The organism is Scytonema sp. PRP1 (assembly GCF_036697665.2).
Classification (GTDB): Bacteria; Cyanobacteriota; Cyanobacteriia; order Cyanobacteriales; family Nostocaceae; genus Kalymmatonema; species Kalymmatonema gypsitolerans.
Window position 1 is genome coordinate 18,863 of the sequence record NZ_JBAHYJ020000137.1, and the last position, 22,035, is coordinate 40,897.

Annotated in this window: 18 protein-coding genes and 2 pseudogenes; 16 read left to right on the forward strand and 4 right to left on the reverse strand. The window is 40.9% G+C overall.

Annotated features, from left to right (window positions below):
* The 7 genes from V5G28_RS36015 (at nt 1) to csx2 (ending at nt 10,648) form a co-directional block, all read left to right on the forward strand.
* The gene (locus V5G28_RS36015) at nt 1-585 is read left to right on the forward strand and encodes a hypothetical protein (RefSeq protein WP_332990259.1); all 585 of its coding nucleotides are present in this window, start codon (nt 1-3) and stop codon (nt 583-585) included.
* 67 nt (nt 586-652) lie between these two features.
* Complete coding sequence (locus V5G28_RS36020) at nt 653-2,491, forward strand: hypothetical protein (RefSeq protein ID WP_332990262.1); 1,839 nt, start codon at nt 653-655, stop codon at nt 2,489-2,491.
* Nucleotides 2,475-4,973: an RAMP superfamily CRISPR-associated protein gene (locus tag V5G28_RS36025; RefSeq protein WP_332990265.1), complete on the forward strand. Its 2,499-nt coding sequence runs from the start codon at nt 2,475-2,477 to the stop codon at nt 4,971-4,973. The genes V5G28_RS36020 and V5G28_RS36025 overlap by 17 nt, the downstream gene beginning before the upstream one ends.
* Nucleotides 4,963-6,486, forward strand: a complete 1,524-nt coding sequence (locus tag V5G28_RS36030) for an RAMP superfamily CRISPR-associated protein (RefSeq protein WP_332990268.1) — start codon at nt 4,963-4,965, stop codon at nt 6,484-6,486. The genes V5G28_RS36025 and V5G28_RS36030 overlap by 11 nt, the downstream gene beginning before the upstream one ends.
* The gene (gene csx19, locus V5G28_RS36035; RefSeq protein ID WP_332990272.1) at nt 6,483-7,070 is read left to right on the forward strand and encodes a type III-D CRISPR-associated protein Csx19; all 588 of its coding nucleotides are present in this window, start codon (nt 6,483-6,485) and stop codon (nt 7,068-7,070) included. The genes V5G28_RS36030 and csx19 overlap by 4 nt, the downstream gene beginning before the upstream one ends.
* Complete coding sequence (locus V5G28_RS36040) at nt 7,052-9,358, forward strand: TIGR03986 family type III CRISPR-associated RAMP protein (protein WP_332990276.1); 2,307 nt, start codon at nt 7,052-7,054, stop codon at nt 9,356-9,358. The genes csx19 and V5G28_RS36040 overlap by 19 nt, the downstream gene beginning before the upstream one ends.
* Before the next feature lie 27 nt (nt 9,359-9,385).
* Entirely contained in the window at nt 9,386-10,648 is a 1,263-nt protein-coding gene (gene csx2 / locus V5G28_RS36045; protein WP_332990278.1) for a TIGR02221 family CRISPR-associated protein, read from the forward strand.
* Between the two features lie 164 nt (nt 10,649-10,812).
* Here the strand turns inward: csx2 and V5G28_RS36050 are convergent, their stop codons facing one another.
* Complete coding sequence (locus V5G28_RS36050) at nt 10,813-11,235, reverse strand: hypothetical protein (protein WP_332990280.1); 423 nt, start codon at nt 11,233-11,235, stop codon at nt 10,813-10,815.
* A gap of 945 nt (nt 11,236-12,180) precedes the next feature.
* On the opposite strand from V5G28_RS36050, the gene V5G28_RS37005 reads away from it, so the two are divergent.
* The gene (locus V5G28_RS37005) at nt 12,181-12,318 is read left to right on the forward strand and encodes a ribbon-helix-helix protein, CopG family (RefSeq protein ID WP_442994328.1); all 138 of its coding nucleotides are present in this window, start codon (nt 12,181-12,183) and stop codon (nt 12,316-12,318) included.
* A gap of 451 nt (nt 12,319-12,769) precedes the next feature.
* Here V5G28_RS37005 and V5G28_RS36055 read toward each other — a convergent pair whose 3' ends face one another.
* Both V5G28_RS36055 and V5G28_RS36060 read right to left on the reverse strand, forming a co-directional pair.
* A complete protein-coding gene (locus tag V5G28_RS36055) occupies nt 12,770-13,009 on the reverse strand; it encodes a hypothetical protein (RefSeq protein ID WP_332990282.1) in 240 nt (79 codons plus the stop codon).
* 65 nt (nt 13,010-13,074) lie between these two features.
* On the reverse strand, nt 13,075-13,287 hold the full coding sequence (locus tag V5G28_RS36060; RefSeq protein WP_096563015.1) for a chlorophyll a/b-binding protein: 213 nt from the start codon (nt 13,285-13,287) through the stop codon (nt 13,075-13,077).
* 420 nt (nt 13,288-13,707) lie between these two features.
* Here V5G28_RS36060 and rsmA point away from each other — a divergent pair.
* The 8 genes and pseudogenes from rsmA (at nt 13,708) to V5G28_RS36100 (ending at nt 21,096) form a co-directional block, all read left to right on the forward strand.
* Nucleotides 13,708-14,536 (forward strand): annotated as a pseudogene (rsmA, locus tag V5G28_RS36065) (16S rRNA (adenine(1518)-N(6)/adenine(1519)-N(6))-dimethyltransferase RsmA).
* A 58-nt stretch (nt 14,537-14,594) separates the two neighbouring features.
* On the forward strand, nt 14,595-15,545 hold the full coding sequence (ispE, locus tag V5G28_RS36070) for a 4-(cytidine 5'-diphospho)-2-C-methyl-D-erythritol kinase (RefSeq protein ID WP_332990285.1): 951 nt from the start codon (nt 14,595-14,597) through the stop codon (nt 15,543-15,545).
* Between the two features lie 46 nt (nt 15,546-15,591).
* Nucleotides 15,592-15,909 carry a DUF3082 domain-containing protein gene (locus V5G28_RS36075; protein ID WP_096563019.1) on the forward strand — a complete coding sequence of 106 codons (318 nt, stop codon included), beginning with the start codon at nt 15,592-15,594 and terminating at the stop codon, nt 15,907-15,909.
* A gap of 27 nt (nt 15,910-15,936) precedes the next feature.
* Nucleotides 15,937-16,261, forward strand: a pseudogene (locus V5G28_RS36080) (Uma2 family endonuclease); the annotation flags it as partial.
* Between the two features lie 143 nt (nt 16,262-16,404).
* Nucleotides 16,405-16,761: a helix-turn-helix domain-containing protein gene (locus V5G28_RS36085; protein WP_336231556.1), complete on the forward strand. Its 357-nt coding sequence runs from the start codon at nt 16,405-16,407 to the stop codon at nt 16,759-16,761.
* Nucleotides 16,706-17,665, forward strand: coding sequence for an RNA-guided endonuclease InsQ/TnpB family protein (locus V5G28_RS36090; protein WP_336231557.1), 960 nt, complete (start codon nt 16,706-16,708; stop codon nt 17,663-17,665). Before V5G28_RS36085 ends, V5G28_RS36090 begins: the two co-directional genes overlap by 56 nt.
* Nucleotides 17,666-17,722: 57 nt before the next feature.
* A complete protein-coding gene (locus V5G28_RS36095; protein WP_332990296.1) occupies nt 17,723-18,043 on the forward strand; it encodes a Uma2 family endonuclease in 321 nt (106 codons plus the stop codon).
* Between the two features lie 686 nt (nt 18,044-18,729).
* Nucleotides 18,730-21,096 carry a response regulator gene (locus V5G28_RS36100; protein ID WP_332990299.1) on the forward strand — a complete coding sequence of 789 codons (2,367 nt, stop codon included), beginning with the start codon at nt 18,730-18,732 and terminating at the stop codon, nt 21,094-21,096.
* A gap of 153 nt (nt 21,097-21,249) precedes the next feature.
* On the opposite strand, the gene V5G28_RS36105 is transcribed toward V5G28_RS36100, so the two are convergent.
* Nucleotides 21,250-22,008, reverse strand: a complete 759-nt coding sequence (locus V5G28_RS36105) for an alpha/beta fold hydrolase (RefSeq protein ID WP_096563022.1) — start codon at nt 22,006-22,008, stop codon at nt 21,250-21,252.
* Nucleotides 22,009-22,035: the final 27 nt, after the last annotated feature.

The following is a 22,035-nucleotide window of genomic DNA, read 5'->3' on the forward strand; positions in this document are numbered from 1 at the left end:
ATGGGAAAGCAATCAGTGAAAGTAGTGCTTTGTGGACCACCGCATTCGGGGAAGTCTTGCTTGAGAGAAGGTTTGAAGCAAGCGATTCGCCGCATTCCCGGCGCACCCTATCCTTATGTAATTACAGCAAACCCAGATGGTGAAGGAAGTTGGTTTTCTGACACATTCCAACGTAACGCTGCTGAAGCTAGACAGTACAAGACTGATTATAAGACAGATTTCACGCTAGAGTTTGCAGCATCAAGAGCGCAATGGGTTAGAGATTGCAGTGAACCCTTAGTTTTGGTTGATGTGGGTGGAAAAATAGATGAAAAAAATCAGTTAATTATGCAACACGCTACTCACGCGGTTATACTGAGTAATAATATGAATAAAGTTCCTGAATGGCAAGAATTTTGCTCAAACTTAAATTTGAAGATTATTGCCATTATTTATAGTAATTACGAAGGTGTTGCTGACTGCATAGAGTCAGAATCTACCATCCTTAAGGGTAGCGTTCATTACCTAGAGCGGGGAGAGGATATTTCCAGTCGCCCAATGGTGCAAGCTTTGGCGCAGTTGTTGGTGGAAATAAGTAGTGGTTGAGGAGTTCGTGGGAGCGATCGCTTCCTCTCCACAGACAAACTGTAGATTGAATACTTAGAGATAGCTTATGTATTTAGTACTTATTGAGACGTCTGGAAATCAGAACTATATCTTTTCCACAAATAAGCTCAAAGAAAATATTGGTGCTTCTGAGTTGACATATCAAGCAGGTACAAAGTGGATTTTAGAAGCCGTAGAGCAAGTGAGTAACTCTAAACTGTGGACTCGATGGAGAAACAACGACCAACTGCGAAAAAAACTCTTGAATAAACAATTAAACCAACCTATTGAATCAAATTCCAATGTCAAGGTTGAAATAATAGTAGCAGCTTCAGGTAAAGCACTTTTACTGAGTCAAGATTATGAGACTGCTAAAAAAATTATTCGATTCGTTACCCATAAAGCTTTGCGTGAAGCGCCAGGTTTAGATATCTGTGGAGTGATTTCAGAAGCTTTTAATTGGGATCAAGAAAATTTAGGAAAAGTTAATCGCCTAGTTCATCAAAAGTTTGCATTTGTTCGGTCACAAAGACCATCCCCAGATTTACGCTTTCTGCGTTTACCTGTGGTAGATGAATGCTCTACTAGCGGTTTGCCTGCTGCTCGATTAGAATATGACTCTAAAGGAGAGCCTGTAGTAAGGTCACAAGCCAGTTACAGTAAAAGAAACTATAGCTCTGACGGTTTTCATCGGATTGCAGCCCTATTAAAGCGAGAAAAGTCTAGTACTAATTTTGCTCGCAGTGTTAGAGCATTAGATGAAGAACTCAAAAATGAAGACATACCCAACGAACTGTTAGAGGATAATATAGAAGGTTTAAGCAAAAACGAAAAAATTTTTCAAAAGCTAGAGTGGTTGTCTGTAATTCATGCAGATGGCAATGGTTTGGGGGAAATTTTTCTCAACTTTGACGAACACATACAGAATCATGAATTAAATCCCTCACAAGCTAACAGAAATTATGTAGATAAACTCAGAAAATTTTCCATTGCTCTGGATTTCTGTACTGAAAGAGCTTTTCTATCGGCTCTTGAAGCTTTTAATCCTACCAAGAAAGGCTTGCTTCCAATAGTACCTTTAGTTTTAGGTGGAGATGATTTAACTGTTGTATGTGATGGGAAATCGGCTCTTGAGTTTACTCAATTATTCTTGACAAATTTTGAACGAGAAACAGCTTCATTGAGTCATAAAGATGGCATGATTCCAGAGATTGATGGAATAATTCCAGAGATTGCTGGTAAAGCATTGAAAGTACCTCGTCTTTCTGCTTGTGCAGGAGTGGCAATTATCAAACCTCACTTTCCATTTTCTGTAGCTTATGAGTTAGCCGAAAAGCTCACGATATCTGCAAAAAAAGTCAAAGAAAATGTAATTTTTGCAGAAACAGGTAAACCGTATCCTTGTTCTGCTTTAGATTTTCATATCCTTTATGATTCCAGTGATGTGGAATTTAACAAAATTCGTAGCAAGCTAGAAGTTCAAAGTAGTCAGGAAAATAATTGTCAGAAAAACGAGCAACTGCATAACAGACCATATGTGGTAACTGCTGAAGCTGAACTCCAAGGAGCAAAGGATCTGGAATGGGCTAAGTTCCATAAATGGACAAGGCTACAAGAGCAAGTTAAAGTTATTTTAGCTGATGATAAGGGAAGGCGGCTATTACCTAATAGCCAGATGCATCAGCTAAGAGCGGGTTTATTTTTAGGTAAGGATGTAGCTGATGCCCGATATAAATTAATTCGCGATCGCTACCGAGATGTAGGAATTATAACTCTTGCAGGTAGCGAAAATTCTCTTTTTCAACAAGAACCAGAATCAGGAGTTTACACTACTGGATTACTAGATGCTCTGGATGCTGCTGAATTCTTAAATACCGAGAGTGAGACTAATGAGCAAGAAAAGTAAAAATAAAAAGCATCAAAAACAATCTGTAAATTATAGTGAAAATACTCCAACAAAATCTGTCTCTACAACTGTAGATCAACCTCAAAATGTACTGCCAAAGCCTAAAAGCTCATTCATTGCTCATTTAAAGCTAATAAGTGACTGGCATGTAGGTTCTGGTGCTGGTAGAACTGGAGATATTGATAGTTTGGTGCAACGAGATAAAGATGGATTTCCCTACATTCCAGCCAAGACACTTACAGGTATTTGGCGAGATGCTTGTGAATTAGTGGCACTGGGTTTGGATAATGGCGAGGAAAATGGTGCTTGGCAAAAATGGGTAGATTATCTATTTGGAGAGCAACCTGCTCTTGCAAAAACAGCTATTGAAACACCACCTCGTCCTGCGGCGTTGTCAGTTCGTGCAGCTTACTTAGCTGAGAACTTACGTCAAGCATTGCAGCACAAACCAGAATTAAAAGATGCTCTTACTTTCGCCAAACCTGGAATTAGCATTGAGCCAGAATATGGCTGTGCTAAAAAAGATTATCTTCGATTTGAGGAAATGGTAAGAGGCGGAACTTTACTAAAGGCAAAATGTGAACTAAATTTGCCAAAAGATGAAGAACAACGACGAACAGCTTATGCTTTGTTAATTGCAGGAACTCAATTGATAGAACGTCTGGGAGGTAAAAGACGTAGAGGATCAGGGAAGTGTCAGTTAGTAGTAGAAGAAAATATAAAACCTTGGATTGATTGGATTGCATCTCACCCACAGCCATCAGAACCACCTGATTTGAAAGAAAGAGAAGAGCTTACAAATATAGAAGATTTTCTATTTACTCAAGAGAAAACTTGGTTGCAAGTAAAATTGAGAATTACTACTAAATCTCCTGTAATTGTGGCAAAACGGACAGTGGGTAATGTAGTGGAAACACTTGACTACATTCCTGGAACTCATTTACTACGCCTAGTTAGGAAAAGATTTAGCAATTTCGGAGTAGATATAAATGGGGCGATCGCTCGCGGCGATATAGTAGTCACTAACGCCACTTTAGAAGTAGATGAACAACAAGGGCAACCAGTTCCTTTATCGTTGTTTTACGAAAAACTAAGCGGTGGATTTGATAAACTTGACAAAGGAGGCAAAGTTTATAACCGTTTGGTAGAAGGTGAACCAGACGGAAAACAATTGAAAGGTTATCGAAATGGGTATATTGGCTTGACCAATAGCTCTCATTTACCTAAATATGCCAAAGTAAATCTCACTGTTGAGACTCACAACACGATAAAAGATGAATTTCAGCGTCCTACAAGCGATATCGGGGGTGTTTATAGTTACGAAGCTATTGAACCAGGAACTACTCTGCAAGCTGAACTAAAGTTGAGTAAAAGCTTAGCTGATGCACTAAGTAAAAAGAGTAAAAATAAAGAAGATTGGTATAACTGTCTCAACGGAGATGCTAGGCTTGGACAATCAAAAAAAGATGACTACGGTGGTGTCTCACTTCAAGTTATAAAACCTCCTCAACCTATAGAAAAGAATATTGAAATTAAAGATACACAATTAACAGTTTGGCTTCTTTCCAATGTTTTACTCAGAGATGAACGACTTAGACCTACAACTTCGATTGAGGATTTAGCAAAAGAATTAGGAAAACTGCTAGATGTCAAACTCAAGACAAAAGAGCAGGGTGAAAAACTTCCACTGATAACTCGAACACATCGTGTTGATTCCTGGCAAGTATGCTGGGGATTACCCCGACCTTCTCTAGTTGGTCTTGCTGCGGGAAGTTGTGTTGTTTTCCAAGTTATTGAAGGCAAGGTTGAGACTTCAAAACTAGCTCAGATTGAGGCAAGTGGGATTGGTGAACGAAAAGCAGAAGGATACGGTCAAATTTGTTTCAATCACCCCATTTTGACAGAAAAAACTTCAGAAATGCAAGCAGAGCAGAATAATAAAAAGTCTCCTTCTCAAACTTCATCAGGACATTTGATTTCCAAGAACGACGACGCCTTTTCCTACGCCCGTATTATAGAAAAAGCTGCTGGTCGAGAAGCTATCCGTCGAGCAGTCTTACGAAGTGCTGCCGATTTTGATAGCCGCAAAGACGCTTTGGGTATAGAACCAAAGAAGCCTACTATGAGTCAACTGGGGGCTTTACGTTCAGTCTTGGGACGACTGCAAACATTTACAGATCACATTTATGTAATGACTTGGCTAACAAATTTAGAGCAAACGCCAAACCGCAAAGATAAATGGATTTCAGACAGCTTACAAAAAATTCGTACACTTGTTTCAGATCAAGACGAGATTTGGAGTCAATTAAACATTAAGTTTGCAGACATAACCTTGACCAGAGATGGTGAACAATATTTAAAGGAGGAACTTTGGGCAGAAGCCGTACGAACTCTTGTAGATGCTTGTATCCGCGCCCATAAACGCTATTTAGAACAAGAGGTAACAACTCAGGAACAAGGAGAAGAATTACATGGCGCGTAAAATAGACTCTCGAATCAAGGTTAAAGGCACGTTGGTTACTGAAAGTCCTATCCATGTAGGCGGGATAAACGATTATCCTGAAGTTGATTTGGCTCTTGCGATGAATGGTCAAGGACAATATTACATCCCTGGAACCAGTTTTGCTGGAGTTTTCCGTAACTGGATGCAGATATCTGGCAATGAAAATATTGATTATTTATGGGGTTTTCAAAAAGAAAACGGAGATGGTCATGCCAGTTATGTAATTGTTGAAGATGCTCCTATTCTACGGGTAGTGGTTGAAATTAGAGACGGTGTAGGTATTGATCGCTTTTGGGGTACAGCCGCACAGCAAATCAAATATGACCGTGCCATCATACCCAGAGGCAGTAAAATTCCACTAGATATGACATTAGAAATTGCCTCTAATTCTCAAGATTGGACAAACTACAAAGCTCGGTTTGCTCACCTAATTAGAGCTTTAGAAAATGGCGAAATTCGTCTGGGGGCTGCCAAAACAAGAGGATTGGGACGGGTAAAACTACAGAATACAAGCATCCGTGAATATAACCTCTGTAGTCGTAATGGTATGCTACAAGCGCTCTTGGGTGGTGATGATGTAAAAATTACACTAGATAGCATCTTGAATGGAAATCAAACTCTTTACCAAAATCCCAGACTTACTTTTGAAATCAATTGGGAACCACAAAGTCCACTAATGGTAAAAGCCGAAGGCGATGGTCTTGCTGTAGATATTCTTCCTCTAGTTAGTGCTGTTGATAATAGTCTTACCTTTGTTTTACCTGGTAGTTCAATTAAAGGAGCTTTACGAACTCAAGCCGAACGTATTGTTCGTACTGTGCTTTCTCTGCCCACGAGAGAAGAACAAGATCCAAAGAAAAGATTTATTGAGCAACTGGAAGTACCGTTAGTACGAGACTTATTTGGTGCAACAGCTAACACTGATAAAACTGATAACAAAACTCAACTAGGTAAAATTGGCTCATTATTTGTTGATGATTGTTATGCCAATCTACCAATCAGTGCTGCTGCTTGGAGAAATATACAGGCTGCTACTAATGACCAGAATCTTAGAGAAGCACTCAATGATGCTAAACTCCAGAACACTCAGCAAGCTTTTCATGTAGCAGTTGATCGTTGGACAGGTGGTGCTGCTGATGGCTTTTTATACAGTAATTTAGAACCGATGGGTGTAACTTGGCAACCTATCCGTTTTACCTTCACACTGAATCGTCTTAAACAGCATCAAGTTCCTGGAATTTCTCTGCTTTTATTAGTTTTGCGAGACTTAGCAGAGGGTCGTATTCCTCTAGGATATGGTACGAATCGCGGAATGGGGTCAATAAAAGTGAAAAGTGTTGTTATTCACGGCTTTAATCTGGATGATTCTTTAGCAGCACTTGCAACAACACTACCTAATGGCAGCTTAAGCGAGTTGAATCGAGAACTTTTAGACAAGCTAAATTCTGCATGGATGGAGTGGATTAATGGACAAGTACAGGAAGGTGTATGATGACTACTTTATATGGACGTATTAGCAATAATATTACATTACAAGCTGCACTGAAAAACTGTGCAGTTGCACTGTTCAGTGGTTCTCAGGCTGTAGCACTTCTTTATTCTCCTACTTGTTGTCAATTTGCCATTGTTCAACCAAATGGAGATTTAACAGATGCAAATAATCAATCTTTAGACCTTAAGAATGTTTTTGAAGCAAGAGCATTTAATCAAACTTGTGAATTACGTTGGCTGAATGAATTGGATGGAAAAGGTAGAGCAGTTTTAATTTCTGAACAAGATATTGCAGGTTACTTATCAGAGGATATTTCTGATTTGAAAGCATTAGATACAATTTCCCAATCCTATATTTTGTGGGGCAAAGGAGTTAAAAGTGTATTAAGTCCTGGATGGGGAAAACTAGCTGCTGCTCGTATTGGCTCTATTAGTGTTCCTGTCACTGGTTTGTCTACTGATAAGCAGCGAGTGTATTTGAAGTCTATTGAGTATCTAAAAGACATTGATGATTACGGCAATTTTGCAGTAGTAGAAGAAAGATTAATAGGACTAGAGGTTAAGTCATGGTTACAGGTAAGTTAATTGTCATTAATAACAGAACTCTGCGAGTCCAGTTTACAAATGCAAAAGGGAAAGACGTTACTTTTAATATAAAAGAATCTGAGTTATCAGCATTTATAGCACAAAAAAAGAAAAGTGCGATCGCACAGTTAAATGGTTTAGAAGTAGAGTTAGAAGAAGTAGGAGGTCAACCCAAACAGATACGCGAAAAAGGTAAAGCTTTTGAAGCTCTTGAATCTGTTCGTACATCTAGTAATTCATCTGCAACAACTCCTGTAGGCGACTTTCACAACCCTTACAACTTTGTTCCAGCACTTCCACACAATACAGATATTGTTCAAAATAGTGAACTAGGCGATCGCACTCCTTGTAGTCACGGTTCATATTTAGATAGATACTGGAGTGGCAGAATATCTGTGACTTTGACTACCGTGACACCATTACTGATTCCAGATGCAGCCAATGCAAGGGAAGTAGAAGGTACAAATGGTCATAAAAGCTATCCAATTCGGTTAGTAAATGGTAAACCATACTTACCTGCAACTTCAATTAAGGGGATGTTGCGATCAGCTTATGAGACGGTGACAAATTCTCGATTTTCGGTGTTTGAAAAACATGAAGACCGTTTAGCCTATAGAATGCCTGTAAAAAATAGTGATATTTTTCCAGCTAGGGTTGAGCGTAGAGATGATAACTTAGTTTTGAGAATTCTGACAACTGGGTTAGTAGGTCATGCAGGAAAGTTACCACGTTACCAACAAAGTAGCAATCGACTTGACAAGGGAGAGAGTGAAGCAGCAGTTAAATATAATGACTCTAGTCTACCTCAACATGGAGATGCAGTCTGGATAAGACTAAACCAAGGAGTAGTAACCAGGATTAGGAAATGGACTCCAATTTGCCCAGGTGGGGGTGAATGGCTGAAGGGATGGGTTCTGGTTACAGGTGCAAATATCAATGGTAAGAAATACGAGCGAGTTTTTGTTGAGAGTAGTGACAATCAAGATATAATAACCGTCACAAATGAGATGAAATCTCTTTGGCAAGAACTTATTAAAAATTACCAAGAAACTCACGTCAAGGATTTAGAACAACGACGTAGAAATAATCAACAACCGCAAGAGTATCTTGGCAATGAACCAGGAAGAACGGGATGGTCGCGTCATATATATGAAGCTAGTGAACTTGAATTAAAAGAAGGAACTTTATGTTATGTCGAGCTTAGCAATAATCAAGTTACTGGGCTATTTCCCGTTTCTATTTCTCGCCGTTTATATACTGTTTCCCCTCAAGAACTACTAGATACTACTCTGCAACCTGCAACAGATATTAATCATCTTTCACCAGCAGAGCGGGTTTTTGGATGGGTCAATCAAAATGGTAATGGTTCTTATAAAGGAAATCTGCGTGTTAGTGTAGTTCAGTGTGATTCGGATGATCCTGTAGAGGAGTTTACAGAAAGTAGTCTTCCTCTTGCTATCTTAGGACAACCAAAGCCACAACAAGCTAGATTTTACATTGCTAAAGATGACCAAGGGACACCATTAGATCCAGGTTTAGCTAAGCAAGATGGCTATCGCAGCAATTATAGCTTAAGAGGACGTAAAGTTTACCCTCACCATGCCAAATTGCCTGCACAACATTGGGAAAATCCTACTGAAGATAGGACACAAACAGATCAAGCAGGTCATTTTCAGGAGTATCGCAGACCCAAAATAAACGGTCAAGAACAACGGGATGATCAAAATCGCTCAATTCAAGCTTGGGTAAAACCTAATGTTAGTTTCAGCTTCGATATTGATGTCACTAATCTTTCCGATGTTGAACTCGGCGCACTTCTATGGTTGTTATCACTTCCTGAACATTATTATCACCGTTTAGGTGGGGGAAAACCTTTAGGTTTTGGGAGTGTCAAGTTAGAGATTAACTGGGATAAAACTGACCTTCGTAAAGGAGAAGCTTGGCGCAAGTTCTACTTTTGTTTAGACTCAACTCCTAATTTATCGCCTAAGGAAGCACAGACATCAATCAAAGTTTTTCAAGATACCGTAACACAGGTTTACGGCAAACCTTTTGATGAAGTTGGATTTATTCAAGCATTTTGTCGCTGCGTACAAGGCTTTGATGACAATAAGCCCATCCACTATCCCAGAAAGCGTCAGCAGTCTGGACAAAACCTTGTTCCACCCCATCCAGAAGGGAAGGCTTTTGAATGGTTTGTTGAAAATGAACGAACAGGAAACTCTGGTGGTCCCAAAGTTTCATTACCTAATTTAGTCAGTGACTATGGCTTACCTCTACTACCATAAAACCAACTGAGTTCAAAGGATGTACTAATGAGAAAAATTATTACCTTTTTAGGCGATCGCGGCGCACTCCAAACTACCTACATCTACAAAGATAATCTCTATATTGGTGGAGTTTTTGCCGAAGCACTGCGCCAGTTTTGCGAATACGACATGATGTTAGTTTGTGTAACAGAGAAAGCCAAAGAAACTACTTGGTCTGTACTAGAGCAATTAGGAGATTCACGCATCAAGCCAATTGATATTCCCACTGGCAGAACAACTGATGAAATGTGGCAAACTTTTAGAGTTATCACTGAAAATGTCGATGAAGGCGATAGTGTAGTTTTTGATATGACTCACGGACTGCGATCGCTTCCATTTCTTGTCTTCTTATTTGCTGCTTACCTCAAAGCTGCTAAAAACGTTACGATTAAAGCTATTTACTATGGAGCATTAGAACTAGGTAATTCTAGAAATGGTGTACCTGCACCAGTAATTGATTTATCAGAGTTTGTCGAAATGCTCGATTGGCTAACAGCAACTAATAGCTTTGTTGAAATAGGAGACGGACAAGCATTAGCTAGTTTGCTTCAAAAAGCTGTTCCATCCAAAGAGGAGCTAAGTAACAATCCATCTACCAGACCTGTGAGAAAGCAGCTAGAAAATGCCGCTAAAGCAATCGAAACTATTTCATTAGCCTTGAGTATTACTCGCCCAATTGAGACGATGAAATCAGCGACTCAGCTAGAGGAAACTTTGACACAAGCCACACCAAGCTTTGAGCAACGCGCCAAACCTTTTGTTCTTTTGGTAGAAAGAGTTGTTAAAGAGTACGGACAATTTGCTTTAGAAAACCCAAGTGATGAAGCAGCATTAGCTGATAATTTACGGCTACAGTTACAAATGATTGAATGGTATATTGATCGAGACAAAGTGGTACAGGCAGTAACTTTGGCACGTGAATGGCTAGTTTCTGTTTTAGTGCTACAGTTTGGTTTAGGAAATTTCATGTTTGACAATAAAAATCTTCGCAAGCTGGTGGAAAATTCTCTAAATAATGCAAGTGAAAAGCGAAAAAAAAATCCGTGTACCACAACTCCCAGCATTTACGATGAGCAGTTCGAGCCATTACCACAAGCAGACGAATTGGCGAAACTCTGGGGACAAATGACTGAACTGCGTAATGATATTGCTCATTGTGGTATGAATTCTAATCCTCAACCTGCAATAAGGCTTAAGCAAAGGGCTGTATTACTCAATGATTCATTGCAAAAAATTGGTCAGGCATTACTAACAGATGGAAATAGGTAAGCGTGGCTGAGGCGTAGTTAGACTGGAAAATCACAAGACGCAGAACTCACATAGAATTGTGTCGCGTACTTTTCCAGAACTCACGCTGAGTGTCCAGCAGGTTTTGGCAGCATGATAGAGTCACGCAATAATTACAGAGGTATTGGCGCAATTGTCAAAGATTTTCAAGTTCTAGTAGACCTTATGAATGAAAAAGTTTTTGCTAAAGTTTGTTGAATCATACTCTTCATCCCAACAACAAACTTAATAAATTGCTCTTTTAAAGACTGATTAATTGGAAAACCTTTTTCTCGCATCTCTTTAATGACATCCATCAGCCCCTGTTTCATGCCTGGCTCTTGTTCAAGATACCTGGGCAGAGAATTTGCCAATTTTTCAATCAGAGCCGATACTATCAAAATAGTCTCTTCACGGTTGATTTCTGGGTCAATATATCGTTTAACAGCTTGCTGATACTTATCAATTGCATCTATTAAAGCTTTGGATTCATGAAAGTGAACCAATAAAGGCTCGTTGTCCCTACTCAATTTATTCGAGGTATTTTGTTCTCCTGAAGTTTGTGGCTCCAAATATGGTTTTTCTTCCATCTTATTAATGTTTTCCTATTATCATGAAAATCAGAGTTTATATGCGAAAATTCAAAAAAATGCATTAATGTCTCTTGAATTTTTGCTATTTCTATATATTAGAATTAATGGCTAATCATAAATCTGATAATTCATAAGTATTCCCAATGAAATAACTCAATTTTGCACTCGTTGTATTATTAAAAAGTGTTTTTCATGTTAACCGAATGAACCTCTAGTTAGTTCTTAGTGTCAGTTAAATAGTTTTATGCAAGAAACATTATTTCTTCACAGACGTTGAGTATAAGTATAAATACTCTCCATAAGGAACGGTAGAAAAGTTGGAAAAGTGCCTTTTCCACTAGATAGAAAAACCCCTGCCTGACAAAATGACAGTGCAGGGAGTATTCGTGATTGTTGTTGCAGCATATGTTATAGTTCTCAGCTCCAACAAAGGGAATTATGCAAGATTTGCTATTTCTTTACAAAACTTAATATTAAACTTCGGCTTAACCAAGGCGGGCGAGAATTTCCCTTCCTCATATGAAACAAATCTGAAACGCAAGCAACAGAAATTAGCGAAGAAGCAAAAGGGGAGTAAGTCACGGCGGAAATTTGAACTCTCCACGCTTTGAAAAACGTGGATTCTAGACTGTTGTTACGACCTGGGCTAAAAGCCGCACTCCGTAACCTTGTCTCGTGTTTTTTTGTAAAACACGTTGACGAGGGTAAGACAGCCCTACCCGCCTCGACCCCAAGGGGCTGTGCAGCACTTTCCTTCCTTCCAACCTTGAAGATTTTACGTGTTGAAGGCAACAATTAAGTTCTTCTCAACACAACCCCATATCTATGCGCTGTCGCGCACGCTACGCGAACAGTTGTGAGGGTAGGGCTACCAACACGTTTGTTTTTTGGAGTTTTTCATCCTGTGTTAGGATGACTCTATTATAATACCAATTTAAGGTCATGCAGAAACTAACTGTTAGGTTTTCAGACAAAGAGCATCAAGATTTGACAAAACTTTCTGAAAAAACAGAGCGTTCACTCAATGATTTAATCCGAGAAGCTGTTAGACAATACACTGAAAGAGAAACAACAAGTTAAAACTTGCTGTGTCGGATTTCATCCCCTGGTTGAAAACACAGATGTAGTTTTCCTCCGTGCGTCAAACTACATCTTCCCTTCGGGACGCTACGCGAACAGGGGTTCTCATCCTTCCACTATGTTTTGATAGAAAAGTTGTTGCCAAAGTGGGATAGTCGTACTGAACTGCAACAAATATGCTTGCCTAAACGGTTTAGTTTCAATTTGATGTACATACAACCGTTTAGAGCGATCGCTTTAATTCCCAAAATCATAAATAAATATCAAAATTATCAAAAAATTTATCATTGCCAATGGGTTTCATTATCTTTAAAATTTCATTCGGCTATTGTGAACAATTCGCGTATATGGCGATCGCCTTTTCAACTTACCGCTAAAAAAAGAAGCCCTGGTTACCTTGACCAGGGCTTTGAGAATACTTCGTATTAACGACAATCAAGACAGAGCTTATTCATGTAAGGTGAGTGAAAACAGCTCCCCCCAGACTCCCAGCCACTGTGATAGCAATCAACAGGTTAGTGAAAAATTTACCCAATTCAGCATTTCTTCCCAGTGCTTTATCTTCCTGACCGCCGGTGAAAAATAATGACCAAGCTTGATTAGCGCTGATGACTTCAAAGTTGTTGAAATCAGGTCTAAACACAACAGGTCCAAGTAGCTCCGCTTTAGGAAAGTCAAAGTCAGTTCTCATCGTTATTTCTCCAAATTTGATTTATATAGATAGATTGATTAATTTCTAAGAATTCAGCTTTATATTTACAAGCTACTGAGCCACCCAATCAAACCGTGTCCGGTAAGAACTTCGAGCGCGATCAGTGAGACAAAGCCAATCATTGCCAAACGCCCATTGAGCTTTTCAGCATACTCAGTGAAGCCAAACTTCTGGGTTTCGTCCACGTAAATCTTGGGTTCAATTGCGTAATTGTTCAATCGATTCCCTTCTTCTACTATGTAGCTGCGTGCCGTCATGGTTTTTTTCTTTTTTCTCTTTGTTGTTAACAATAGTAAAGCTTTGTAAAGAAATTTTGCAATAGCTTGACAGAGTTATTGAGTAGTATAAACAGTAATAATTTTATAGGGAATTCCGTACTTGACTAAAATAAATTGCCTTGATCTGGGCTACATATGCCCCTGTTGTTGCCTTTCGATTGGCATCTTTGCAATCACCCGGTCTCGGTTCAATGCTTGGTAATTGTTATGCTAGTTGATCCCGGAGTCACCGCAATACAGTACGGGAACGCCATGTTCATCCTTCAAAGATCTCCTCTAGCCGTTTATAGGGGGGAAATTAGCCCCCGATCTTCGGGGGGTTGGGGGGATCAAGTCTTATCCGAACCGTATTGACATCGATTGTTACAAAAGTAATGGAAATTGAACAAGGCTAAAAGCATGACAGAAAAGGTAAAACCGCGTAAGCAATTTGCTCAGCATTGGCTCAAAAGTGAAAAAGCGCTCAACGAAATTATTCAAGCTTCCCAATTACAATCAACTGACTGCGTCCTGGAAATTGGTCCTGGTACAGGTATCCTGACTCGCCGCTTATTACCGTTGGTACAATCTTTGGTGGCGGTGGAAATAGACCGAGACTTGTGCGAGCGATTGACAAAAGAATTCGGACGCAAAGAAAATTTTTTACTTGTGCAAGGAGATTTTCTAGAGCTAGATTTACCATCCCTTTTAAAACCATTTCCAGCCTTCCAAAACCAGAATAAAGTTGTTGCCAATATTCCCTACAACATCACAGGACCAATTCTAGAAAAACTACTGGGTACAATTGCCAACCCAAACCTTGAACCTTATGACTCGATAGTGCTATTGGTACAAAAAGAAGTTGCTCAAAGGTTGGCAGCAAAACCAGGGTCAAAAACTTTTGGGGCGCTATCAGTACGAGTGCAGTATTTGGCAGAGTGCGAGTTGATTTATACTGTACCAGCCGGAGCATTTTACCCACCACCCAAGGTAGACTCAGCAGTGGTGCGCCTCGTTCCACGCCAATTTGAACCACCAGCCACAGACACGCGACGGTTAAGAAACTTTGGTGAAGTTGGGATTCGGGGAAAAACGTAAAATGTTACGAAATAATTTGCAATCGGTTGTAGAACGCGATCGCCTGTCACAATTGCTGGAAAAATTAGAGATAAATCCTCAAGCCCGCGCTGAACAACTCAGCGTTAGCCAATGGGTAGCTCTAGCAAATGAGTTAGGAGATTTGTCTTGACGCTTTCATGAGAGTGCGTCTGTACAAAAGTCCTAAGAACTTACGTAACCACTATAAAATGCGTTCCTACACCCTAATAGCCCCTGCCAAAATCAACTTACACCTGGAAATCATTGGCGATCGCCCTGATGGATATCATGAGTTAGTTATGATACTCCAAAGCATCGACCTAGCGGACGAAATTCATTTAGAAGCAAGCGACAATCAAAGGATAGGCGTTCGTTGCATCCATCCGGAAGTTCCCATAGACAATAGTAATATTGCATACAAAGCAGCCGAACTGATGGCGGCAGAGTTTCCAGATGTCTTTGCCAGGTATGGCGGTGTCAACATCACCATAAACAAGCGCATACCTGTTGCAGCGGGGTTAGCTGGGGGTTCGACGAATGCAGCAGCAGTGTTGGTAGGGATAGATTTACTTTGGAAGCTAGGACTGACTCAGTCAGAGTTAGAGGAATTGGGAGCGCAATTAGGTTCAGATGTGCCGTTTTGTGTCGCTGGCGGAACGGCGATCGCCACAGGAAGAGGTGAGCAACTTTCTGTGCTTCCCAGTTTAGACAACATATATATAGTATTGGGTAAATATCGTAGCCTTGCAGTGTCTACCCCTTGGGCATACAAAACCTATCGACAACAGTTTGGTGATTCCTATCTAAAAGATACCGGCAGCTTGTCAGCCCGTGCAGCAGCTATACATTCCGGACCAATAGTAAAAGCTATCCTAAATAAGGACGCAACCGAGATTGCTCAAAAGCTGCATAATGATTTAGAGCGCGTGGTATTACCAGCATACCCACAAGTGTTGCAACTGCGGCAGACATTTGCAAGTGCTGGTGTTTTGGGGACAATGATGTCTGGTTCTGGTCCGAGTGTATTTGCAATCTGTGACTCGCAACAGCAGGCGGAAAAAGTTAAACTTCAAGTGAGGGAGACTATTCCTGATGAGGATTTAGAATTGTTTGTGGCACGGATGACATCACATGGGGTTCAAGTGGCATCATCGATGTAAGGATTAAGATACGAACCGCAAAGACGCAAAGGACAAAGAAGGTTTTATGAGTGACGAGAATGTAAAGCAGCAACCAGATATTCAAGCGCAGGTTCAACCAACTCCGTTACGTTGTTTAACTGGAGCGGTGATTTCCGGGGGACTTGGGTATGCAGCGTACTCTCTGATGATTGCTATAGCCACAACTTTTGCCACTAAACCTATTCATTCAGATAACCCGATGGTAGTGAATATCGGCTCTGCGGTGCGTACCTTAGTTGTAGGTGTGATTGCTTTGGGAACTGGGATATTTGGGATAGTGGCGGTTGGGTTGCTGGCGTTAGGGGTACAGTTGTTGGTGCAGCAGTTGACACAGAAGAGCTGATGCGGCGTAAATTTGAGCAAAGCGAGTATGGTGACATTGCAACTCAAACAAATTCGAGTTCCACTCCTTTCAGCGGGTGCTGCTGGAAGATATTAGTTGGCAAGAATTTGAGGCAATTCTCAACGAGTTGGGGGAACACCGCAGCAGTCGAGTTGCATATAGGCAAGGCACATTAGAGATTATGGTTCCACTCCCAGAACGTGAGAGAGCCAAAGTCATTATTGGAGATTTAGTAAAAATCTTACTAGATGAACTTGACCTGAATTGGGAGTCATTTGGTTCAACCACCTTTAAGCGCGAGGATATGACCGCAGGTGTTGAACCAGATGATTGCTTCTATATTAAAAATTATCTAACTCGCGCTTGAAGACCCCCGCTATAACTGTACCCAGTGTCTTCGGCGGGATGAAAGGCAGTTAAGAATAGGGGCTCAATACCCCTATTCTTAACATTTAAAGATGTGTTATTGCCCAGTAAATGCAGTACTATAAAGGAATGCTGACACTTACCCACCGTTACCGAATCTATCCTAGTGCCACTCAAGAACAGCAGTTCATTGCGTGGATGGAAGTCTGTCGAGGCACGTACAACTACGCCCTTCGAGAGATAAAGGATTGGTGTGACAGCCGTAAGTGTTTGATAGATAGATGTTCCATAGAAAAAGAGTACATCCTTTCTTCTGAACTGAAGTTTCCGGGCGAAATTCAGCAGCTTAACAACTTGCCTAAAGCCAAGAAGGAATTCCCCAGATTGGGTGAAGTTCCTTCTCAAGTTCTCCAACAAGCTCCACACGCAGTTGCACGTTGCCTGGAAATACTTTCAAGCCAGAGGATTTGGGTTTCCTCGGTTTAAGAAGTTTGGGCAATTCAAGTCATTGCTGTTTCCCCAGTTTAAAGAGAATCCAGTAACAAACGTTCATATTAAACTGCCCAAAATTGGAGCAATCCCCATTAACTTGCACCGACCCATTCCCACAGGGTTTGTGGTTAAGCAGGTACGAGTCTTGAGGAAGGCGGACTACTGGTACGCCTCTATCTCCCTGCAATGTGATGTCAGCGTTCCTGACCCTACCCCACATGGACATCCTATCGGAGTTGACATTGGGTTAGAAAAATTTTTAGCAACCAGCGATGGTGTTCTTGTAAAGCCGCCGAAGTTTTTTAAACAACTGCAAAGCGAGCTGAAATTGCTGCAACGCAGACTGGCTAGGAAACAACAACGGTCTAAAAACTACGAGAAACAACGTCTTAAAGTTGCTCGACTTCATCATCAAATTGACAATACAAGGAAAGACTTTCACTACAAACAGGCACACGCCCTTTGTGATGCTGGCGATATGGTGTTTATGGAAGACCTAAATTACCGCACCAGTGCCAAAGGAATGTTCGGAAAACATATGCTTGATGCTGGGTTTGGTCAGTTTAGAACCATCGTCAAATATGTGTGCTGGAAGCGTGGAAAGTTTTTCAGAGAAGTCGATGCAAGAGGGACTTCTCAGGAATGTCCCGAATGTGGTGGTGAAGTGAAAAAAGACCTTAGCGTTAGAGTTCATAGCTGCCCTCACTGTGGATACAAAACAGATAGGGATGTAGCCGCAGGTCAAAATATTAGAAATCGAGGGATAGCCCTCATTAGTACCGCAGGACTTGCGGGAATGGAAACTGCCTGTGCAGACGATCTACCGGGGACTGGTGAAAATCAGTCTAGGCAAGTGTCGAAATCTCGTAAGAGAAAAACCAGGAAATCTTCAAAGTGATTTGGAGAAGCCCACACTATACCGCTTACGGTTAGTGTGGGAGGATGTCACAAGCTGATGATTGGCACAGATAGGATAAACCTAAATGTTGACCCTCCTCCTGACCTAGCAATTGAAATAGATGTCACCTCAAAAACCAAAATTAGTGCTTATCAAGCGTTAAGAGTACCTGAAATTTGGCGCTACGAAAACGGTAATTTGGAAATCAATCTCCTGCAAGGTGAGCAATACATTAAGTCCCAAACGAGTCTCACTTTTCCTAATTTTCCAATCATTGAAGAGATTTATCGATTTGTGGAGATGAGTCGAACAATAGGAACAACTCCAGCACTCAGGGAATTCCGAAAGTGGGTTAGAGAAATGATTAGCAGACTGTAGGTAAAATGCATCTGGTAACTACGTAAATAAGATGAGTTAGCTGACGCTCTCCAGTCCGATTTAAGAATGAACGATAAGTGCGTTGACAGTTGACGAATTACTGAAATTCCGGTCAATAGTCGATAGCCTACTGTCAACAAATCCAGCAGTCAATGACTGCCTTGACGAAAAAAACTGCAATTTTCGACACGTATCTGCTGATAAGTCTTTATTTTCTTAACATAATGTGAGTACTTACTTCAATAAATTTGACTTTAAATAACATTTTTTAACTTTGAATTACGTAATGATTAAATAATCGTGATAGTTGAAAGAATTTGATTTAATACCAAAACCAAACAAGAGTAGAGCTTGTGATTGATGAACTGAAAAAGGCTAAACTCATAGACTGCTTGCTAGATGGTAGAAAACGGAGGCATTTATGCAGATGATTCACTGGCAAATCAAGCTAGTTAAGTTCTGTAAAGAAGCTTATGGTTACCTCTGTAACAAAAACAGTCCTCAGGAGCCAGCGCCCTGCGGAGGAGACTCGCGTTGAGGAGCCACTGCGTCCTTGGGGGTTCCCTCCGAGTCCCGCAAGTGGCGTGCAACTAACGTTGCTGAGTATTCAGTACTAGGTGTGTCATCTATTAAATTGACAAAGCTTTTCTCAGGAAAACTTTTTAAAACATTTTTAAGAGGCATTAATGAGTATTAATACCACTGAAAAAGGTGTCATCTTAATCGTGGATGACAATAAGGCACATATAGAACTCTTGCTCAATTTGTTAGATAATGCTGGCTTTACAGTTTTAATGGCTGACAATGGGGAAAGAGCAGTGGAAATAGCAGAATCTGCCTTACCAGACCTGATATTATTAGATGTATTAATGCCGAAAATAGACGGTTTTGAAACGTGCCGTCGCTTGAAAACAAATCCAGCTACCCAAGATATTCCTGTCATTTTTTTGACTGCTCTTGCACAGAGGGTAGATAGGGTCAAAGGTTTGAATATTGGCGCAGTGGATTACATCACCAAACCCCTAGAGAGTGAAGAAGTTTTAGGAAGAGTTAATATTCACTTACGTCTGCAAAACCTTACGAAAAGACTAAAAGAGCAAAATGAGCATTTGGAGAAGGAAATTTCTAAACGCAAGCGTTCAGAACAAGAACGCTCGCAAGCTTTTCAAGCACTCCAAGAAAGTGAGGCTCGGTTTAGACGTTTGGTTGAGTCTAATATCGTTGGGATCATTTTGGCAGACTTAAGCGGCAAAATCACAGAAGCAAACGATGCTTTTCTCCAGATGGTGGGATATGAGCGCAAAGAACTGCTGTCAGGAAAATTGCATTGGAAGGAAATGACTTCCCCAGAATATCGGAGTGCAGATGAAAGGGCTATAGCACAACTCATCAATTCTGGAGTGTGTACTCCTTTCGAGAAGGAATACATTCGCAAAGATGGTCGTCGTGTTCCTGTACTTATTGGTATTGCCCTTCTAGAAAAATCTCAACAAAGCATAGTTGGTTTTGTCTTGAACCTTACACAACACAAGCAAGCAGAACAGAAAATCCGCGAACAAGCTGCTTTGCTCGATATTACGACAGATGCGATTCTTGTACGAGACTTAGATCACCAAATCCAATTTTGGAACAAAGGGGCTGAAAATCTCTACGGATGGAACACAGAAGAAGCGATCGGCAAAAATGCCAATGAACTTCTCTATCGACAGGAAACTTTATCTCAACTTGAAGATATCCAAACAAGCTTGATTGAACATGGTTCATGGCAGGGTGAATTGAGCCAGGTACACAAAGACGGCAAGGAAATTATCGTTCAAAGTCGCTGGACACTCATGCAAGATGAGCAGGGACAACCTAAATCTATCCTGACAGTCAACACCGACATTACAGAGAAAAAACAACTCGAAGCGCAATTTCTGCAAGCACAGCGCATGGAAAGCCTTGGCACCTTGGCAAGCGGTATTGCCCACGACTTAAATAACGCGTTGACACCGATGATGATGACGGTTCAACTTTTACAGACACAACTGTTCGATAAACAGGGCAAGCAGTGGCTTTCTATACTGGAAAATAACGTTAGACGTGCGGCAGATTTGGTAAAACAAGTGCTGTGGTTTTCACGAGGTCATGAAGTTAACTTCACGACTTTGCAGGTGAGACACTTAATTTTAGAAGTTGAACAGATTCTTAGACAGACATTTCCTAAAGCAATTGATATCTGCGTAGATATTCCCACGCCAAATCTCTGGACAATCTCTGGTGATGCTACCCAGTTACACCAAGCGCTCATGAATCTCTGCATTAATGCTCGTGATGCCATGCTAGAAGGTGGTGTTTTGCGGATTGTCGCTAAAAATATGTGGATTGATACGCAGCAAATACGTAAAAATCTTGATGGTAAAGTTGGTCCTTATGTTGCTATCACCATATCTGATACAGGAACAGGAATTCCCAAGGAAATAATAGATAGAATCTTTGAACCATTTTTTACAACAAAAGAATTGGGTCAAGGTACAGGTCTTGGTCTTTCTACAGTCATGGGTATCGTTAAAAGCCACGGCGGTTTTGTGAACGTAGTCAGTGAAATCAGAAAAGGAACAGAGTTTCAGGTGTGTTTACCAGTTAAGCAGACAGTGGAAGCAGATGAGATATTAACAGGGCACAACGAGTTACTGATAGGACATGGAGAATTAGTTCTCCTTGTTGACGATGACGACTCAATTCGTGAAATTACTAAAAACTTGTTGGAAAGAAATGCCTACAAAGTTGTTGTTGCTCGTGACGGCATCGAGGCTGTGGCATTGTATACACAACATCAGCATGAAATTAGTGTCGTGTTGCTTGATATGATGATGCCCTCTATGGATGGTTCAACGACTATCCGCATCTTGAAAAGAATGAACCCAAAAGTCAAAATTATTGGCGTTAGCGGGTTAGTATCAAACCATGAAATAATTAAAATTGTTGGTGATAGCATCACAACCTTTTTGTCAAAGCCTTTTACCTCAGATGAATTGTTAAAAAATTTACAGCTAACTCTCAACACAAACTAGTACAAAAAGGCAGAAGGCTTTCAAAAGCATAAACTACAAACTACATGGTAGGGGCACAGCATTGCTGTGCCCTCCAGAGCCAACCTGTATCCTAATCAATTGAAAACTGCTGTAAAAAACCAGATTTCTAAATTCAGTAGATGACACTGAAATTTACTCAGCACTCAGTACCGAAGCAAGGTGGGTAGGGCGAGACAGATAGGGGCAATGTCCTCCAGGCAATTCTATGGCATCAACCCCCAAACGTTTGCGTGCAGCGTATCGCGACCATACAGGAGAAATTGTCCGGTCATCAGTGCAGACAATATACGTGTACTCCACATCCGGGAAAGCTTGCAGGGGAGTGACCTCGAAAATGTGTGCCATTGATTGTTGATTCCGTAGTTTGGAGATTGCCCAACGCGCCACATCAGGTTCACAGTCGTGAAACAGAACTTCCATTGCTAGTGCTTCGTTCCCTGAAGAGTCTTTGCCAAGCGCAGCGCCAAGCACAGCTGGGTTGTACATATCAGGCTCATCACGGAACTGCTCGAACTTACTCGCCTCTGGCAGTTCGTAACCTAGTGCTTTAAGGGCATTGGGATCAACCTCATCATAGAACTGGTCGAGGACACTTGTTCCTACATGCGGAATGAGCGCGGCGAGGAACACTAGCCGACGGACTCGACGTTGGGTGGCGACAAGGGGAATAACAGTACCAGCCATCGAGTGACCGACTACTACCACGTTGTCTTCATCTTCTGGTATTGCCTGAACTACTGCATCTGCAAAATCGGACAAAGTGGCGGAGGGGTCTTCAATAGGCAGATCCATTGCCACTGTTTTGTGACCTCGTGCTTCTAGTTCGGGAATCAACAAATCCCAACACCACGCGCCTTGCAAAGCGCCGTGAACTAAACAAAAAAGACTCATACAACCTCCTTTAAAATCGTAATCTGG

Excerpts from the sequence above, each read along its gene's own strand:
- V5G28_RS36020 (WP_332990262.1), top strand. The coding sequence starts at position 653 with ATGTATTTAGTACTTATTGAGACGTCTGGAAATCAGAACTATATCTTT.
- ispE (WP_332990285.1), top strand. The coding sequence starts at position 14,595 with ATGCGTTCCTACACCCTAATAGCCCCTGCCAAAATCAACTTACACCTG.
- V5G28_RS36050 (WP_332990280.1), bottom strand. The coding sequence starts at position 11,235 with ATGGAAGAAAAACCATATTTGGAGCCACAAACTTCAGGAGAACAAAAT.
- V5G28_RS36060 (WP_096563015.1), bottom strand. The coding sequence starts at position 13,287 with ATGACGGCACGCAGCTACATAGTAGAAGAAGGGAATCGATTGAACAAT.
- V5G28_RS36030 (WP_332990268.1), top strand. The coding sequence starts at position 4,963 with ATGGCGCGTAAAATAGACTCTCGAATCAAGGTTAAAGGCACGTTGGTT.
- V5G28_RS36025 (WP_332990265.1), top strand. The coding sequence starts at position 2,475 with ATGAGCAAGAAAAGTAAAAATAAAAAGCATCAAAAACAATCTGTAAAT.
- csx2 (WP_332990278.1), top strand. The coding sequence starts at position 9,386 with ATGAGAAAAATTATTACCTTTTTAGGCGATCGCGGCGCACTCCAAACT.
- V5G28_RS36055 (WP_332990282.1), bottom strand. The coding sequence starts at position 13,009 with ATGAGAACTGACTTTGACTTTCCTAAAGCGGAGCTACTTGGACCTGTT.
- V5G28_RS36105 (WP_096563022.1), bottom strand. The coding sequence starts at position 22,008 with ATGAGTCTTTTTTGTTTAGTTCACGGCGCTTTGCAAGGCGCGTGGTGT.
- V5G28_RS36075 (WP_096563019.1), top strand. The coding sequence starts at position 15,592 with ATGAGTGACGAGAATGTAAAGCAGCAACCAGATATTCAAGCGCAGGTT.
- V5G28_RS36085 (WP_336231556.1), top strand. The coding sequence starts at position 16,405 with ATGCTGACACTTACCCACCGTTACCGAATCTATCCTAGTGCCACTCAA.
- csx19 (WP_332990272.1), top strand. The coding sequence starts at position 6,483 with ATGATGACTACTTTATATGGACGTATTAGCAATAATATTACATTACAA.
- V5G28_RS36095 (WP_332990296.1), top strand. The coding sequence starts at position 17,723 with ATGATTGGCACAGATAGGATAAACCTAAATGTTGACCCTCCTCCTGAC.
- V5G28_RS37005 (WP_442994328.1), top strand. The coding sequence starts at position 12,181 with ATGCAGAAACTAACTGTTAGGTTTTCAGACAAAGAGCATCAAGATTTG.
- V5G28_RS36040 (WP_332990276.1), top strand. The coding sequence starts at position 7,052 with ATGGTTACAGGTAAGTTAATTGTCATTAATAACAGAACTCTGCGAGTC.
- V5G28_RS36015 (WP_332990259.1), top strand. The coding sequence starts at position 1 with ATGGGAAAGCAATCAGTGAAAGTAGTGCTTTGTGGACCACCGCATTCG.
- V5G28_RS36100 (WP_332990299.1), top strand. The coding sequence starts at position 18,730 with ATGAGTATTAATACCACTGAAAAAGGTGTCATCTTAATCGTGGATGAC.